Here is a 17,229-nt window from a genome sequence, read left to right as displayed (position 1 = left end):
CAAATCAAATGACCTCGCCAAATTGGCCAACATGTCCACGTGAAACTAAGGAATAGTTATGTCGCAAATTACACAAGATATCGAAATGATTGAAGTTGCAAAAAGCGCTGCTGGTGCTCCATGGGATGCAATTAACCCTGAATCTGCTGCTCGTATGCGAGCTCAAAACAAATTCAAAACAGGTCTGGATATTGCACAATACACGGCAGATATCATGCGTGCAGACATGGCGGCTTACGACGAAGACAGCTCTCAATACACTCAGTCTCTGGGTTGCTGGCATGGTTTCATCGGCCAACAAAAGCTGATTTCTATTAAGAAGCACTTTGATGGCAAGACTGACCGTCGTTACCTATACCTTTCTGGTTGGATGGTTGCTGCACTTCGATCTGACTTTGGTCCACTTCCAGACCAATCTATGCATGAGAAAACATCCGTTGCTGGCCTAGTAGAAGAGCTATACACCTTCCTACGCCAAGCCGATGCTCGTGAGCTGGGTGGTTTATTCCGTGAGCTAGACGCTGCGCGTGAAGCAGGCGATGTGAACCTACAAGACCGTATCCAAGACAAAATCGACAACCACGTGACACACGTAGTGCCAATCATTGCCGATATCGATGCTGGTTTCGGTAACGCAGAAGCGACTTACCTAATGGCTAAGCAGATGATTGAAGCGGGTGCTTGTTGTCTACAAATCGAAAACCAAGTAGCCGATGAGAAGCAATGTGGTCACCAGGACGGCAAAGTTACGGTTCCACACGCTGACTTCCACGCGAAACTTCGCGCGCTTCGTTACGCTTTCCTTGAGCTAGGCATCGACAACGGCATCATCGTTGCTCGTACCGATTCACAAGGTGCTGGCCTAACAAAAGAAATCGCGGTAGTGAAAGAGCCGGGCGACCAAGGTGACATCTACAACTCTTACCTAGATGTTGAAGAGATTGATGTTGCTGATATGGCTGAAGGCGATGTTTGCTTCAACCGTGACGGCAAGCTAGTTCGACCTAAGCGTCTACCTTCAGGCCTATACCAATTCCGCCAAGGTACTGGTGAAGACCGTTGTGTATTTGACTGTATCGAAGCAATCAACGCGGGTGCTGACCTACTATGGATTGAGACTGAGAAGCCACACATCGGTCAAATCAAAGAGATGATGGACGGCGTACGTGAAGTTCACCCTAATGCGAAGCTGGTTTACAACAACTCTCCATCATTCAACTGGACTCTAAACTTCCGTCAGCAAGCTTACGATGCGATGGTAGCAGAAGGTAAAGATGTTTCAGCTTACGACCGTGCGAATCTAATGAGCGCGGAATACGATGAAACTGAGCTGTCTGCAAGCGCTGACGAGAAAATCCGTACATTCCAAGCAGACGCATCACGTGAAGCGGGTATTTTCCACCACTTGATTACTCTACCGACTTACCACACTGCTGCGCTGTCTACTGACAACCTAGCGAAAGAGTACTTCGGCGACCAAGGCATGTTGGGTTATGTTGCGAATGTTCAACGTAAAGAAATCCGCCAAGGCATCGCCTGTGTTAAACACCAAAACATGTCTGGTTCAGATATGGGTGATGACCACAAAGAGTACTTTGCTGGTGAGAACGCACTAAAAGCAGCGGGTGAAGCGAATACATCGAACCAATTTGATTAATCGCTAACGCTAAAGCCTCCCCCGTCCTTCTCTCTTACTTAGGTAAGATCCGGGGGAAGGCTTTGAGATAAAGCTTGTACTGCCAGCTTTATCTCAAAGCCTCAGATTTGTGTTCCACACCACGGTTAACCGAACAACTTCTGTTTAAGCTAACTGTATAAATTTTTGTTCAGATTCCTATTTGTTGAGATTCTTATTTTTTGAGAGTGCCTATGACTTCAATACCTACACACCTACAAGATGCAAAAACACTGTTATCAGAGAATGGTTTCGCGACGGGTGATACTTGGTATCACGGCACATCTTCCGCTTTATTGGCTTCTATTCAAGGCCAAGGCCTAAAACGCTCTGGTGACAAAGCGCTCAACGAAGCAGCTTCAAAAACCATGGCGACCATCGGCAACAACTATACCGAATCGGTTGAGCCAGTGTTTCTCACTCAGAGTAAAGAACTGGCGTATTACTGGGCTCAACAAACCGTTCGTGAGCGAGGTGTTCGCTTCGAAGGTGAAGAACAGCCTATCGTGTTAGCGGTAAACCTATCGGAAAAGCAACGTGCTAAAGTAAGACCGGACGTAGGCGCAATGAGTCTATTGATGATGAGTGTGGGCGAGCAATTCATGTCTCACCTCACTGAAATTTATCAAGCCAACAACATTGCAGGCCCCGACATCGAGCTTCGCACTGCAGATCGCATGGACTACCTCAATAAACTCGGTATGGCCTACATTGATGAAGACATCAGCAGAGCTTGTGTTCAGGAATTAGCTGAGCCCGAGCTGGCCGACTGAAATCGTTCAATAAATCAATCTTCTTAGAAACAAAAATGGCTCCCAATACGGAGTAATGCCGATCAGTTAAAGCCAAAGTGATCGGTTGAACGATCCTTCAGAGCTGTCAAAATCCAAGTGTATTTAATGCACTTGGATTTTTTTATGGATGTTTCTCAAGCTCTAAACATAATTAATGATTGGAAACCTAGCAACGTTGAAACTTTGTCTGACTTGCTTCCAATTGACCTCATCGACGAAGCTTATTCTCTTACTGATACCGTCACGATGAGAAAGAGGAAATTAACTTTAGAATCCATGGTGTGGCTGCTTGTTGGAATGGCTATCTATAACAGTAAATCCATGAAAGATTTAGTGAACCAACTTGATATTGTCGACCGTACAGGTAAAGCTTTGTCGCACCAAGTGCGTTAACTCAACGTCGAAAGACTTTGGGTGAAGACGCAATTAAAGCGGTCTTTGAGCGAATGACTACGTCATGGTTAAAAAGTGCAAAGTTACCCCAGTGGAATGGATTAACGCTTCTTGGCGTCGATGGCGTTGTTTGGCGAACGCCCGATAACCCGCAAAATGAAAAGGCATTTTCTCGACAAAAAGGGACGCAATATCCGCAAGTGAGAATGGTCTGCCAAATGGAACTAAGCAGTCACATTATTACGGCCAGTGCCTTTGATAATTACAATACAAACGAAATGATATTAGCTGAAAAACTGATAGAAACAACACCAAACCATAGCGTGACAATGTTCGATAAGGGATTCTATTCTTTAGGCTTATTACATAAATGGCAAGACTCTGGCTCAGAGCGTCATTGGCTTATCCCCCTCAAGAAAAATACACAATATGACATTGTTCAATCTTTAGGGCGAAATGACAAACTGGTTCAATTACACAGTAACCCAAGGGCTAGAAAGCTATGGCCTGATTTACCAAAGTCGATAACCGCTCGACTTGTCACTCGTAAAATTAAAGGAAAAGACTACCAAGTATTAACCTCCATGACGGACTCCCTGCGTTACCCATCAAAAGATATTGCAGGCCTTTATGAACATCGTTGGGAAATTGAGCTAGGCTACCGAGAGCAGAAACAATACATGCTTGGAAATCGTCTCACGCTGCGAAGTCGTTTACCAGAACTGGTAAAGCAGGAGTTATGGGGCATCTTGCTTACTTACAATTTAATCCGATACCAGATGGTCGAGCTCTGCTTCAATCTAAAGGGAAATTACCTTCCTTATCAACTCAGTTTTAACGGCACATTAGCTCATGTATCTGCGTTACTTGTAGGCTTACCTTACTCAACACCAGGCGCAATACCTCGTCAGCTAAAGGGGTTCCACAACATGGCTGAAAGCTTAATACTTGAAGGGCGAAGGGAAAGGACATTCCCTAGAACAGTTAAACCCAGACCACAACGGTATGCTAAGAACAAAAATGCCGTTCACTCTTAAGTGAACGGCATTACCCAATACGGAGCCATTTTTATTTGCTATCAGCCTATCCCACAAGATACAAGCACATCTAGATTATGAGCACAGAAGACCTTTCTGTGCAGGTTGCGTCATTTCGATGTCACCTTGTAGAGAACGGTAAACGATGGTGTTCCACACTTCACCATTATCCATTTCAAACTCAATAGCGTAATTCAAACCCGCGACAACCTGAGTTCGAACACTCAAGATCTGTTTGAGCTCAGCTGAAGTGTTCATTTGACCAAGAACTGCGTTTAAAGCTTGCTTAGCTTCTGGTGTAATCTCACTTTGCGACCAACCACCCGTCAGGTTTTTAGTACTGCAGATAGGGTTCGCATTCTCTTGTGGTTGAGTCGGTACCTCTGATTTCTGACTACACCCAGCTAACGCCGCGACACTAAATACGGTTACCAATATTACTTTCTTCATAGTTATCTCTACCTCTATCACTCACGAGAGGTTACTCGCAATGATGTTTCATATGTAGATAAGCTTAAACCTCGAATGTCATCACTTCATCAGAGATTATAGTGTAACTACTCTATAAACACAGGAGATTGTCAGGAAAACAAAGCCGGACACTGATGCCCGGCTTTTATCCGTCTACTTTATTGATATTAAAATATTTAGTTTAGTGACGTTCTCGTTAATACAGTTAGGGCAATGCCTCTTTTTTAGTGTTATTACCTAATGCCTGCTCTGTTAGTGAAAATACACCAACATCTCGACATCATCCCCTTTCTGCTCCGCACTCAATAAGAAATGCACATAGCCTTCTCCTGTTATAGGGATTTGCAGATACTCATTGCTTCCACGGTAGTCAGATGCGTAGTCATGCTGCCCAGCTGTTGGCCAATATGAGTGGCTGGCGAACAGACCAACGTTACCCGTATTCGACTGTTCATTTTCCGCATTGTCGCTCTTATCGCTGAGCCATACTCGCACCTCTTGTACGCCTTCTGGTACATAGACAGCGGCGTAACGTCGTTGGTGCACGGTAAGCACTTGAGCCTGACCTGACTCCAATACTACAGGCGTTAAATCATCTTGCTGTTGAGTTGGAGGCGTTGGCGTTTCTGTTACAACCGTTAGCGACACCTCATTAAAATTGGTACGCCCCGTAACACTCATGTAGTAACGACCCGACTTGATGTAACCCGAAGGTTCTTGTTCAAACGTCACCACTTCATTACTTCCATTGCCGTATTGACTGAATTCAAAGTCGTAGTAATGCGCTGGTTTGTTGTAGCTCATATAAAGATCAGCATCACCTTGAGTTTGCCCCTCAATAGACACCTCAAAATGCGTCGTGTTATCTGAAATATCAACATAGAACAGCTGCTCGCTATACGCCTCGCCACTCAACAACACACTTTGGTTTGCTGCAAGCACTATGGCTTGGTCTGTTGGTTGCGTAGGATCTGTCGGTACAGTGGGATCAGTAGGCTCTGTGGGTAAACTTGAAACCGAGTCTAACCAGCGCTCAAACTCGCCATTGTATTGCTGCCCTAGCGCTTTTACTTGTTGTGCCCATTCAGAAAATTGACCAGTACGAGACAATGCCAATAAACCTTGCACCTCTTGAGGGTGCTCTTCCAACATGAAGCGTACCGCCAAGTATCCCCAACGATATATACGATTGGAGTCATGGGAGTAAGTAGTCGCAAGCACATCCGACAGACTCATCTTCCCGCTGCTGATCAAACTAATCGCTGCATCATAGCCTTGCTTGTAATGCATAAATTCGGCAACGCCCTCTAACCACCACACTACATAGCCATGTGCTAGGTTGTCGTTGAATGAGCCATATTGATTAAAGCGAGCATCGAGATAGTGAGTGTATTCATGCTCTAAATTGAGAATAGAAAGATCATCACCATTGGCATAGCGATAAGCCACAAAACGAGCGACGTTACCGACTTCTGCAGGATTACCCTCTAAATACTGACCGCCATTGTCTGTGGTATTGCCAAACAAGAACGATGAATAATCAATGTAACTGCCTTTGCTGCCAAACACCGCGACTTCTACTCGCTCGTTGTTATCATCAGCGACAGGTTGTTGACCCGTATTCACGACTTGGTGGAAGTCGGCCTCTTTGGCAGCCAACACATCACACGCCTCCATCGCTTGTGACTCCGTAAGATCTTGAGAGCGAATAATCGCAGGTCCTTGGCACTCATAGCGATTAGGAAGTACACGTGTTGCCAAGTCGTGTTTCACTTGCTCTAGGTCTAACCCATTCAAGCCTTCTGGTGCGAAGTAACTCATCATTTCAACGGCCGCTAGCCATAGCTTATCGTGCTCGCTGCCCAGTGGATTTTGCGCCATTATTTGCTGCATAACCCGCATCGCTTTGTCTTTGGTCGCTTTATCCGGACTGGCTAACAAACGGCCTGTTTCACGCACGGCGTTATAAACCAGAAAGCTCGCATCCGTATCCAATGCCCACGTGTTATCACGTGCAAAAGTCGCCAGCGTATCAATGTGTTGGGTGTGATTTGCCATGTAATCGTAGAAGTCATCTCGAACGGCATGCCCTGCCATTGCTCGAAACAGATTATTAAGACCATCGACCCATTGTGAATCCAGCGCGGTTTCACGGTTAAAGTGATTCAATGCCGCAAGTTGCGCATCCATGGTCAGTGGAAGTTGCTTAACATTATCGACCATCAGCGTCAGGCTTTTCATTGCCCCAACTTGCTCATGGCCTTGATCGAATGCATTAGGGTTCGCCAGAAAAGCATTAATAGATTGAGCGAAGCGCTGGCTTAACGCCTCGGAAAAATCCTGCGCTCGCGCGTTATAGCGAACGTAATAAGCGGCGCGGACAAATTCGCCAAGGTTTTCAAGTTTACGAGCCTGTTCAGCATTACCTCGGTAGCGAGCGATTTCTAAATTCAATGCTACTTGAATACGGCTTAGGCTCGCTTCGCTATAGATATTGCTTAACGAACTCTCTTGAGCAGAGAACCAAGCGCCATAGCAACTGTTATCTGCAGATGAGACAGCGAGAGCAAGGTCAGACGCCTGCTGAAGATCAAGCACCTCACACTGACTTTGAGCAAAGGAGAAGCTGGAAACACTGGCCAGCATGCAAGCGAGAGCCAAACGATGACGTGGAAATAAACGGTTATGAGACATACAAAACTCATTAGTTAATTATATATTTTGGCTCGCCGTTATATTCCTTACGATTAACAAGGTGAATTCAGTTGCGTATGATTTATGAGCTTGGTTCAAAAAATAGATATTTTACGTTAATTTATAAATTCAAAGGATTATGCTCAATTGATACTGGTCAGACTCGGATCAAGGTTAGGCTCTAAGTGGTTGAGAATATTCTAATTTAGCAACTTATAAACTAGTAAATGTTCTGTTGTTAAGGGGTTGTGCAAGTAGTAAACTTGCGTTCTATTATGCAACTTGTTTTAAAAAATAGACACAATTAGAGTTACTCAATCTCAACAAGGTAGCTTTATATCAAATAACTTAATAACAATTCGTGTCTGGTTAACGAGTGCAAATCTAATAAAAATAATTATATAAACCTAGGCTAGGTTAAACATGAAATTAACGTCGTCTTTAGTCTCACTGTTGGCTAGCAGTCTGGCTATCGAAAAGAAACAACACGCGCTTATCGAGCTCGTCATCAGCACTTATCAGCCACAACAGCGCACTGAGCTTTTTCAAAACGTGACTGAATATCGTAGAAGCCAGTTAGAATTGCTTTTCCCAGAACATCAAAACAAAAGCTACTCTGTATTGTTTGAGGTGATGGACTACCGCGATCTGATTCTGCGCTATCCAAATACACTATCTGCAGAGATTGCTCTTCTAGAGCAGGCCGTAGGTCAGTGCTATATGCATTGGCTAGATTTCTGGTGTGAGTGTGAAATTGCTGCGATCAAAGTAAAATCTCCATTAAATTCAAGCTCCATTTCTCATGTCGACCTCCCTATCAATGACAGTGCTTATTACGGTGCGATCATCGAACAGATAGAGCATGAGCCACTTTTGGTACAGACACCGAGTCACCCACAAGGAATGCCAATCTGCGATGCCATTGCTTTAAGCAATCTCGAGGTGTTCATCAAGGGTGAGAAATGGTTTGAGATGCTGCCTTTATTACACCTTTCTCAGGCAGGTAAGCATTTTATTCTGCTCAAACATCCAGTCGATGAAGCCTTTCCGACACTGGTTTCCTCTGCGCTGATTCAAGACTGGTCTAAGAAGGACACTTGGCTAAGTTACGCACCGCCGTTCAGCAATGAGCAATGGCAATACTGCTTACCAAATCATGGTTACGATTCACTTTCAGGGTTACAGCTATTCACGCCACCGATATTGTCAAAATGTGATTCTCTGCCAAAATTCGATAATCAGTTTCAGTTACAACTATCCGAATCTCGAGCCATATGTGAAGTTCTGCGCTTAACCGTCAGTGGAAATACCCAACAAAAACTCTACTTCCTCTATCTCGCTCAAAAAGAGCTAATGAGCGTCTTACATCAAGTTGGCTACAAAATTGGTTTCACCATCATTGAACAACCTTTCATGCTTCAGTTTTATCAAACCATTGATTCCAATGCATACTTCCATGCTGGGTATTGCGAATTAAATGATGATGGCACAACAATTTATCGCGGGTTTTGGAATTTCGAGATAATGGTAAAAGCGTTCAATAATGTCGATTTCCGCGGCTACAAACGCGCAGTGCGAGAGAGCAGAAAGTCATTAGAAAAGTCGTGCTCGGCAGGACAAACTAGTTCGGTAAAAAAGGATGAACATGTTTGATTTCGGCCTTGAGGCGATCATCTATGCAAAAGCAATCACCCTGCTTGCAACCGTGGCAGTGGTTGTCATGTGGTTGTTCTATTACTGCTACCGCCTGAAACAGAAGAACGAAGTGATCGCGGGGACACACCACGCTCCTTACATCGCGTATTCGATCTGTATTGTTGCGTGGATCAGCAGTAACGCTTATTTCCATACCGACTTATTACCGGAACTTGGGGCCTCGGCCGCCGTGTTCGCCGCAAAGTTTGCCAACCTCGCTTCTTTCTTTGCGTTTGCCTTTGCCTATTACTTCTCGTGTAAGCTCGCCGCTGAACAACGTAATGGTAAGGTTCATTTGTGGCAACAAGCCATTTTCGTCACCCTGACCGTCTACTCCTTCTTTATCAATTTAAGTCCGGGGTTAACCGTTGAACACGTCACCATTGCAGGCCCAAGCCAGTTCGTGATTGAGTTTGGCCCGCATACGCCGTACTTCTTCATTGGGATGATTAGCTTTGTTATCCTGACACTGCTCAACCTGGTGGCCATGCGCGCCAACAGCAGCAAGCTAACCTTAGCCAAGACCAACTACATGATCGCTGGCATTTTAGTCTTCATGCTGTCGACTGCGACAATCCACCTAGGCATGACCTACTTCTTACGTGATTTCTCGCTCACTTGGCTGCCACCAGCTTTGTCGATAAGTGAAATGTTGTTCGTTGGCTATGCCCTGCTGACCTCGCGCTTCTACAGCGTGAAATACCTGGCGTACATGAGCCTAAATGCAATGTTGGTTTGTGCTATTTTGGTGATCCCTTTTGGCGCGATATTTATCCCGCTGACAGACGACAGTCAATGGCTCGTTGCTATCCCAATCTGTGCGATTATCGGCATCACTTGGCATGTTCTCTACAAACGCGTAAGCCACTACGCCTCCTTCTTTGTCTACGGAAACAAGAAAACACCAGTACAACAGATCCTCTCACTAGAAGACGATTTCAAACTGTCGATTGATGATGCAATGCGTCGATTAGGTAGCCTATTGCAGATTCCCGAAGACAAGTTGCGTCTGGTGAACAGCAACTACAACGAAACCTTCTACGAAGATTACCTGTCTACCAACAAGTCCGTTTTAGTGTTCGATGAACTGTCTCAGGAGCTTGATTACACCGCGCCAGCCAAGCGCTCGATAAAAGCCCTGTATGACAAGATGAGTTCAAACGACACCGCCTTGGTGATGCCTTTATTTGGTCAGGGGAAATCGGTCACGCACTTATTGGTCTCGTCACACAAGAGCAACGATAAGATGTTCTCTAACGAGGAGATCTCTGCACTGCAAACCTTGTTAACTCGTGTACAAAGCACCATTGAAGCCGATAGACGCATTCGCCAAAGTCGCGCGCTTGCTAATTCTATCGCACACGAAATGCGTAACCCGCTGGCTCAAGTGCAGCTGCATTTTGAGGTGCTAAAGCAGCACATTGATAACCAAGCCCCAGCGAAACAAATCCTAAAGGATATTGAGAATGGCCAAGCGGCGATTCAACGCGGGCGACAACTGATTGATATTATCCTGCGCGAAGTCAGTGACAGTACGCCTGAACACGGCCCTGTGACCATGACCTCTATCCACAAAGCCGTGGATCAAGCCGTAAGCCACTATGGTTTTGAGAATGAAAAGATCATTGAACGCATTCGTTTACCACAACACGCTGATTTTGTAGCAAAGCTCAATGAAACCTTATTCAATTTCGTTATTTTCAACCTGATACGTAATGCTATCTATTACTTTGATTCTTATCCAGAAAGCCAAATTGAGATCAGCACCAACACAGGGCCTTACGAAAACGTTCTGATATTCCGAGATACTGGCCCAGGCATTGACGAAGCCATTGCACATAAGATCTTTGATGACTTCTTCTCTTACCAAAAAAGCGGTGGTAGCGGCCTAGGGCTCGGTTATTGCCAACGTGTAATGCGTTCATTTGGCGGCCGAGTTGAGTGCCACTCTAAACTTGGGGAGTTTACTGAGTTCCACCTGTACTTCCCGGTGGTACCCAATGCCCCCAAAGCAGACGCACTTCGTACGCCTTACTTCGATGATTGGAAAGGTAATCAAACCGCAACTGAAAACAAAACCAACGCTGAAGCTAAGCCAGATAACCAAGCAGAAACGCAAAGTTCAGAACCAACAAGTACGCTAACCCCAGAGAATCATTTGGCTCCAACCGTGCTTATCGTCGATGACAAAGAGGTACAACGCACGCTTGTTCAGATGTACCTGAGTCGACTTGGTGTAAATAGCTTACAAGCCAAAAACGGTGAGAATGCCGTTGAGCTGTTCAAAACATACAAGGTCGATTTGATCTTAATGGACGTACAAATGCCGATAATGAATGGTTTTGACGCAAGCCAAATCATCAAGGCACGCTCTCCTCAAACGCCAATCATTGCTTTGTCTGGCGAATCAGGACAGCACGAGTTAGATATGATCAGCAAGTTGATGGATGGTCGCCTAGAGAAACCAACCTCTTTGAACGCGCTGCAACGCGTGCTCGATAACTGGCTAGAGAAAGGCTGTGCCTCGAATGCTTCCAAAGAAACCGAAGATGAAGAGTAGATGCAGGAAAACACGAATCGCAATTTAGCCAGTTGATTACTGTTTGTCTCATTACGTTGCTTTAATTATTCATCAAAAAGCCAGCCGAACAAGGCTGGCTCTATCAGAACTAAACGCTCTAATTAATCTAAAAGTGAACGAACATAATCAGCGATTTCTTGGTTTTGGCAATGCTCAAAGAAGCATTGTTGGAAACGCTCGCTGCCAACCGCTGTTTTCACTAGATCTTGGTCGATAGCTCTCAGAGAATCAATAAAGTTACCTTTTACCACCGCCGCTTTCACTTCATTCAAAATTGCTGCATTACGTTGCTGTGGTTCTGCACGTTCTAGTGGATACCCATTACCACGCTCGCCTGTGAACGCTTTTTCAAAGATATAACGAATGTTGAGTTCACCTGCCCAGCCAAAGCCTTTAGCAAAAGCGAGAGCATTGCCGTTGTTGATTTGGTTAAACAAGAAAGCATCTGATGGCTCTAGGCAGTAACCACAAACCACACCCGGATGCAGGTTCAGTGACATCAAAGCACCTTGCCCTGTTCCACATCCCGTCACAACAAAGTCCACAGCCTTTGAGTTGATCAGAATACTGGCCATGATACCTAAGTGGATATACGTTAAGTGGTGATCATTCTCGTCGGTCATACCTAAGTTGAAAACATCGTGACCAATGCCACCCACCACTGACTCTAGCTCAGCTGCAACCATGGCATTTTTACCTGCCTGACTGTTTTCCATCATTAAAGCGATTTTGATTTATCTTCTCCTGCAAGATTGCTGCAAACTCAAAATTTAGAGTAAAAAACCAACTAGCGTGCTAACCAACCACCGTCAACAGCAATGGTATAGCCATTAATGTAATCCGATGCTGATGATGCTAAGAACACACAAGGACCTGCGATATCTTGCGGTTTACCCCAGCGCTCAGCCGGAATACGCTCAAGAATCGCTTGATTGCGCTCAGCATCTTCACGCAGAGCTTGAGTATTGTTCGTTTCCATATAACCGGGTGCTATCGCATTCACATTGATATTGTCGCGCGCCCATTCGTTCGCCATAGCACGTGTCACTCCCATCACAGCGCTTTTTGAAGCCGTATAGGAAGGAACTCGAATGCCACCTTGGAATGAGAGCATCGATGCAATGTTAATGATCTTTCCGCCAGTACCTTGAGCCTTAAACTGCTTTGCAACAGCCTGAGACATAAAGAACACTGTCTTGGTGTTCACGTTCATTACGTCATCCCAATCTTGCTCTGAGAACTCAATAGCATCTTGGCGGCGAATAATTCCTGCATTGTTCACGAGAATGTCGACTTGGCCAAACTCAGCCAAAGTGCGCTCTATAACCCCTGGAATGCACGCTTGATCGAGAAGATCAGCACTCACGTTTAAGAACGAATGGCCTGCTGCACTCATTTTTTCAATAGTCTCTTCAGGTTCTGTTCGGTTAACACCGACAACCATACAACCAGCTTCCGCTAGGCCTAATGCTAAGCCTTGCCCAAGACCCGTATTGCAGCCAGTCACTATCGCTACTTTACCTTCCAGACTGAATGACTCTAAGATCATGCTCGCTTCCTCAATTACATTGGATTCATTGCGTATCATTACTACCAATAATTAAATCATACAATAAGATGTAAATGCGAAAGCGACGTTGTAGAATTTCGACCTTGCACCAAAATCAGTCGAACAAGCTGAAACGAGCAGCACAAACTAAATGAATGGGGGGAAGTGATTTGAAGAACAGAAGCCTATAACCGACTATGAACCATGATCTCGAAGATCACCTTAACCAGATATTTTAGGGATTTTGGCAACAATTCCATGATTTAAAAGAGTAAAAGGGTTATACATAATGATGTGTTATCTAAATTACTGAAATTATCATGACGCTCAAAGAGATCCTTAAAATTCCCAATGTCCGCTACTTCTTAATGTTTAGAAGCAGCTACTTTGCGCGTTTTTATTACCCTATATTCACCCTACTTTATTTAGATTACGGGCTAACCCTTTCTCAATTCGCGATACTCAATGTAGTTTGGGCAGCCACTATTGTGCTTGCTGAAGTACCGTCGGGTGCATTCGCTGATACCTTAGGCCGCAAGAAACTGGTGGTGCTGTCTTCGATCGTGATGTTTGTTGAGATCGCGATGATCGCGCTAGTACCAACCGGAAACCCCGACTTGGTGTTCATTGTTTTTCTGATTAACCGGATTCTCAGTGGCTTAGCGATGGCACTGGCCAGCGGTGCTGACGAGGCATTGGCCTACGACACTTTAAAGGAACAAGGCAATGAAGAGTTGTGGCCTCGAGTGCTGCAAATCCAGCTTCGTATCGCCTCAACCGTCGGTATCTTTGTCACGCTGATTGGTGCGGCGATGTACGACGTGAATTTTATGGCGAACATCTTTCATTTTCTTGGACTAGCCGAACCAGAAAGCACGAAAGATCTGATGCGTATTCCTGTGTTCGCCACCCTATTTGTAGCGATGATCGCCATCTATGCCGCGATTAATATGCGCGAAGAGAAAAAGGTGATGCCAAGCGACCAGACCAAATTGGCAACCACGATCTCAAGTCTAAAATTGACGATCGATGCGGGTAAGTGGGTATTTGCTACGCCTTACATACTGTTTATCTTGCTCTACTACAGCCTATTCGAACACACCTCACGCATGTTCCTAACCATGAACAGCCAATACTATCTGTCGATTGATATTCCAATTATCTACTTTGGTTTTATTGGCGCGGGTATAAGCTTGCTTAAGATCATCTTGGCAGGGCAAAGCCGAAGATTAGCAGAGAGCATTGAGCCTAAAACCTTCATTGTGGTTATGGGATTGGCAAGCATGGCGACTTATTACTGGATCAGTTTAGGTTGGTCAATTTACGGGGTCATTCCGGCACTAGTATTAATCTTTATCATCATGACGATGAACATTTTCATCAGCTACCACCTGAATAAAAAGACCGAATCACACAACCGAGCCACCGTCCTTAGTTTCAAAGGTTTGATGTTTAACCTCGGATACGGTCTGATCGGTATCTTGTACGCTTACTACTATAAGTTGGTGTCTCAAGGCTACACCGAACAAGAAATAGAACAGAACCTTGCCTTCTCGGCCTCACTGTCTTCGTTTTTCTATTACTTCACCTTACTGTTCATTTCGATAAGCGCGCTGTTCTACTTCAAGAACAGAAAACAAGCGATCTTCAAAACCGAACAACCTTAAAAACTGAGCGGCTCACGCAACTAACTATTGCTTATTGAAAGAACAAGTCGCTTCTTATATTGGTTTTATTTGTTAATATAATCAGCAAATTACATATCATATGGACGCGTCATGTCTTTTAGTTGGATAGCCTTTACTCTCCTTGCTGCCTTTAGCCAATCTTGGCGCAATGCCTTTCAAAGCAAATTAAGTGACACCATGAGTGTGGCTGGCGTGACGTTGGCGCGATTTATTTGGGCAGGCCCAATCGCCCTTATTTATCTCTATTCGCTGTACCAATGGCAGCCAGTCTCCGCGCCTAATTTTTCCGGTGAGTTTGTTTTCTACATAGTTGCTGCGGCAATCATGCAGATCCTTGCAACAGGCTTGATGGTGATGTTATTTAAGCTCGAAAACTATGCGATTGGTGCTGGACTTGCCAAGTGTGAAGCTCCGGTTTCTGCTGTGCTTTCCGTGTTATTTTTTGGCACAGCGTTGACCGTTACAGGCTGGGTAGGCGTATTAATTGGCACCTTGGGCGTGCTCATCATGAGTAGCGCTTCAGGTTGGCGAAGCCTTTCCCCCAAAGTGTTTTTGTTAGGTATGGCTTGCAGTACCGCGTTTGCTTTAACGTCTCTTTGGGTTCGAGAAGCCAGCTTGAACATCGGCCTTCCCTTCCCTCATAGTGCAGCGTGGGTGCTGTTCCTAGTTATTTCTCTTCAAACAGTGATTATCTGTACGTACCTCTTTTTCAGAGAACGCGACACGTTACACCAGATATTCAAGAAGTCGAGATTGGTGGTGATGACAAGCCTAGCCAGTGTGATCGGTTCTCTTGGCTGGTTTAGTGCAATGTCACTTCAAGCCGTGCCTTATGTGAAAACGTTGGGACAAGTTGAGGTGGTCTTTATGGTGTTAATCTCTTACTTCTGGTTGGGGCAAAGTATTGCTCGCAAAGACATTGTTGCACTCATCTTACTCTCTATCGCAGCGGTATTGGTGATGTGGCAGTGATTTGAACGTCGCCATACTTGGACGTTGGGTCAAAGAGGACTGGAAATCATACCCCAGTGAAATATTCACCCACCGCATAAATATTACGGTGGCGTAAAATGATAAGAACGGCCTCCACATAATTTTTATAGTGCACGTATCAGCTATTAATCATTACCCAATAGCATACAGCCCAATGAAAACCCTTACTCAAATCGCACTAGCAACGATCTTTTTTACAACCTCAATGATGGCATTCGCAGAGCCCGCGACAACAAACCAAGCCCAATTAGAAGCGTCAAGCACAACAGTGAAGCATGAAGGAATGACCGTGACGCTAACTGATAAACATTTTACGTCTACGGAAGAAACTAAAGCTACTGCCTCACAGACGTTAACGCAAAGCCAAAAAGCAGACTCAGCGCCACTGCCAACAATATAATGGCTTTATCAAAATAGTGGCGGGTCAAACTAACGCATAAAGACCTGTCATCATCAGGCAGTGACGAGTTCGTTAATATGACTAGGACAAATTGAAATCATATTACGACCGTTTGTTTTCGCTTGATACAACGCTTTATCGGCTCGGCTAACAAACCCATTCCAACTCTCATTCGGGTGAAGCTGAGCAACACCGAAACTCGACGTCAGAAACATCTCATTTCCTTGCACTGCTGAGATCTCTGAAATAGACAACCGCAACTTGCAAGCAATAGCCTGTGCTTGTAGGAAATTAACATTGGGCAATAAAATCATTATCTCGTCTCCGCCAAAACGGAACGCACTGGCTGTAGGCGATGTTTTGATTGCACTTTGAACCATTTCAGCAAAAGACTTGATAACGAGATCACCCACTATGTGTCCGTGTTGGTCATTGATCGACTTAAAATTATCAATATCCATCATAATGGCACTGACAGGCGTAGTCCCCGCCTGCTTCATGATAACTGGAACCATTTCATCTAATGCTCTGCGGTTTCCAAGTGCCGTTAAAGGATCGCTGTAAGACAGATCATGAATAGACCTAAGCAATCTTGCATTAATCAACCAGAGCATTGTGAAGCTCATCGACACGATAAGAACAATACTCACTAAAAAGGCAAGTTGATGAATCAGCGCGGCCGTCATGAAATCCTGCAGCTCAGCAGAAAATAGCGTCACCAATACCCGGAAAGCCATAAACCCGCCATATATCAAAAATGATAAGGCCATCATCCGAGTAGCTAAGTTTAAGTCATAACGTTGACCCTTTAACACCACAAAGGCAGTGCAAAGAGTGACAAAGGCTAAATAGAAACTAATGAGAATAATTCGAGCCTTGATGGAAGGTTCATAGTACGTGAAGTGAATAAAACCTAGCAGAAGAGCCAATATCATCAAACTGCTGAAGTAGGTACATTTTAAGGAGTATTCTCGGAACAGGCATAAACTATACAAAGCGAGATGAAAACCAAGCGCAATGACCATATTAGCACCAATAACAGTGATCCAATCCGGTAACTCCCCCCTTAGGCTCAACATCAACGGCCCAGTTCCAATAACAAATATTGAAAGGGAAAAGCTCGAGAGCCCTTTAATTGACTGTTGCGTAAATTGGAACAGCAACAAGCCAATGCAGTAAATGAAAGAGAACAAAATAATAATAAAATTAAGTGTTCTCATATCCAGCGAAAAACCATCCATGATTTTCTATCTTCCATA

At 44.7% G+C, this 17,229-nt stretch carries 12 protein-coding genes and 1 pseudogene; 8 read left to right on the top strand and 5 right to left on the bottom strand.

Annotated features, from left to right (window positions below; translation table 11 throughout):
- Positions 1–58: 58 nt before the first annotated feature.
- The 3 genes and pseudogenes from OCV19_RS24310 to OCV19_RS24300 all read left to right on the top strand — a co-directional run bounded on the left by OCV19_RS24310 (position 59) and on the right by OCV19_RS24300 (position 3,899).
- Positions 59–1,657, top strand: a complete 1,599-nt coding sequence (locus OCV19_RS24310) for an isocitrate lyase (RefSeq protein ID WP_050647808.1) — start codon at positions 59–61, stop codon at positions 1,655–1,657.
- 212 nt (positions 1,658–1,869) lie between these two features.
- Positions 1,870–2,448: a hypothetical protein gene (locus OCV19_RS24305; protein ID WP_017067975.1), complete on the top strand. Its 579-nt coding sequence runs from the start codon at positions 1,870–1,872 to the stop codon at positions 2,446–2,448.
- A gap of 144 nt (positions 2,449–2,592) precedes the next feature.
- Positions 2,593–3,899: pseudogene (locus tag OCV19_RS24300) on the top strand (IS4 family transposase).
- Positions 3,900–3,974: 75 nt separating this feature from the next.
- On the opposite strand, the gene OCV19_RS24295 reads toward OCV19_RS24300, so the two are convergent.
- Together OCV19_RS24295 and OCV19_RS24290 are read right to left on the bottom strand one after the other, a co-directional pair.
- Positions 3,975–4,349 carry a cystatin domain-containing protein gene (locus OCV19_RS24295; protein ID WP_050632865.1) on the bottom strand — a complete coding sequence of 125 codons (375 nt, stop codon included), beginning with the start codon at positions 4,347–4,349 and terminating at the stop codon, positions 3,975–3,977.
- A 273-nt stretch (positions 4,350–4,622) separates the two neighbouring features.
- Complete coding sequence (locus tag OCV19_RS24290) at positions 4,623–7,064, bottom strand: M9 family metallopeptidase (protein ID WP_065677221.1); 2,442 nt, start codon at positions 7,062–7,064, stop codon at positions 4,623–4,625.
- 423 nt (positions 7,065–7,487) lie between these two features.
- Here OCV19_RS24290 and OCV19_RS24285 point away from each other — a divergent pair, with 423 nt between their 5' ends.
- Positions 7,488–8,717 (top strand): acyl-homoserine-lactone synthase, encoded by a 1,230-nt coding sequence (locus OCV19_RS24285; protein WP_065677220.1) that lies wholly within the window; start codon positions 7,488–7,490, stop codon positions 8,715–8,717.
- Positions 8,710–11,319: a quorum-sensing autoinducer 1 sensor kinase/phosphatase LuxN gene (luxN, locus tag OCV19_RS24280; protein WP_065677219.1), complete on the top strand. Its 2,610-nt coding sequence runs from the start codon at positions 8,710–8,712 to the stop codon at positions 11,317–11,319. Before OCV19_RS24285 ends, luxN begins: the two co-directional genes overlap by 8 nt.
- Positions 11,320–11,441: 122 nt before the next feature.
- Here luxN and OCV19_RS24275 read toward each other — a convergent pair whose 3' ends face one another.
- Entirely contained in the window at positions 11,442–12,074 is a 633-nt protein-coding gene (locus OCV19_RS24275; RefSeq protein WP_065677218.1) for an RpiB/LacA/LacB family sugar-phosphate isomerase, read from the bottom strand.
- A gap of 53 nt (positions 12,075–12,127) precedes the next feature.
- Positions 12,128–12,889 carry a 2-dehydro-3-deoxy-D-gluconate 5-dehydrogenase KduD gene (kduD, locus tag OCV19_RS24270; protein ID WP_065677217.1) on the bottom strand — a complete coding sequence of 254 codons (762 nt, stop codon included), beginning with the start codon at positions 12,887–12,889 and terminating at the stop codon, positions 12,128–12,130.
- A gap of 320 nt (positions 12,890–13,209) precedes the next feature.
- Between kduD and OCV19_RS24265 the strand changes: the two genes are divergently transcribed.
- The 3 genes from OCV19_RS24265 to OCV19_RS24255 all read left to right on the top strand — a co-directional run bounded on the left by OCV19_RS24265 (position 13,210) and on the right by OCV19_RS24255 (position 15,970).
- Positions 13,210–14,556, top strand: a complete 1,347-nt coding sequence (locus OCV19_RS24265) for an MFS transporter (RefSeq protein ID WP_065677216.1) — start codon at positions 13,210–13,212, stop codon at positions 14,554–14,556.
- A gap of 111 nt (positions 14,557–14,667) precedes the next feature.
- The gene (locus tag OCV19_RS24260) at positions 14,668–15,549 is read left to right on the top strand and encodes a DMT family transporter (RefSeq protein WP_065677215.1); all 882 of its coding nucleotides are present in this window, start codon (positions 14,668–14,670) and stop codon (positions 15,547–15,549) included.
- Positions 15,550–15,724: 175 nt separating this feature from the next.
- On the top strand, positions 15,725–15,970 hold the full coding sequence (locus tag OCV19_RS24255; protein ID WP_065677214.1) for a hypothetical protein: 246 nt from the start codon (positions 15,725–15,727) through the stop codon (positions 15,968–15,970).
- Between the two features lie 53 nt (positions 15,971–16,023).
- Here the strand turns inward: OCV19_RS24255 and OCV19_RS24250 are convergent, their stop codons facing one another.
- On the bottom strand, positions 16,024–17,211 hold the full coding sequence (locus OCV19_RS24250; protein ID WP_065677213.1) for a GGDEF domain-containing protein: 1,188 nt from the start codon (positions 17,209–17,211) through the stop codon (positions 16,024–16,026).
- Between the last annotated feature and the right edge of the window lie 18 nt (positions 17,212–17,229).

The organism is Vibrio celticus, from assembly GCF_024347335.1.
Taxonomy (GTDB): domain Bacteria; phylum Pseudomonadota; class Gammaproteobacteria; order Enterobacterales; family Vibrionaceae; genus Vibrio; species Vibrio celticus.
The sequence above is the reverse complement of the archived record's forward strand: the minus strand, read 5'-3'. Positions and strand labels throughout refer to the sequence as shown.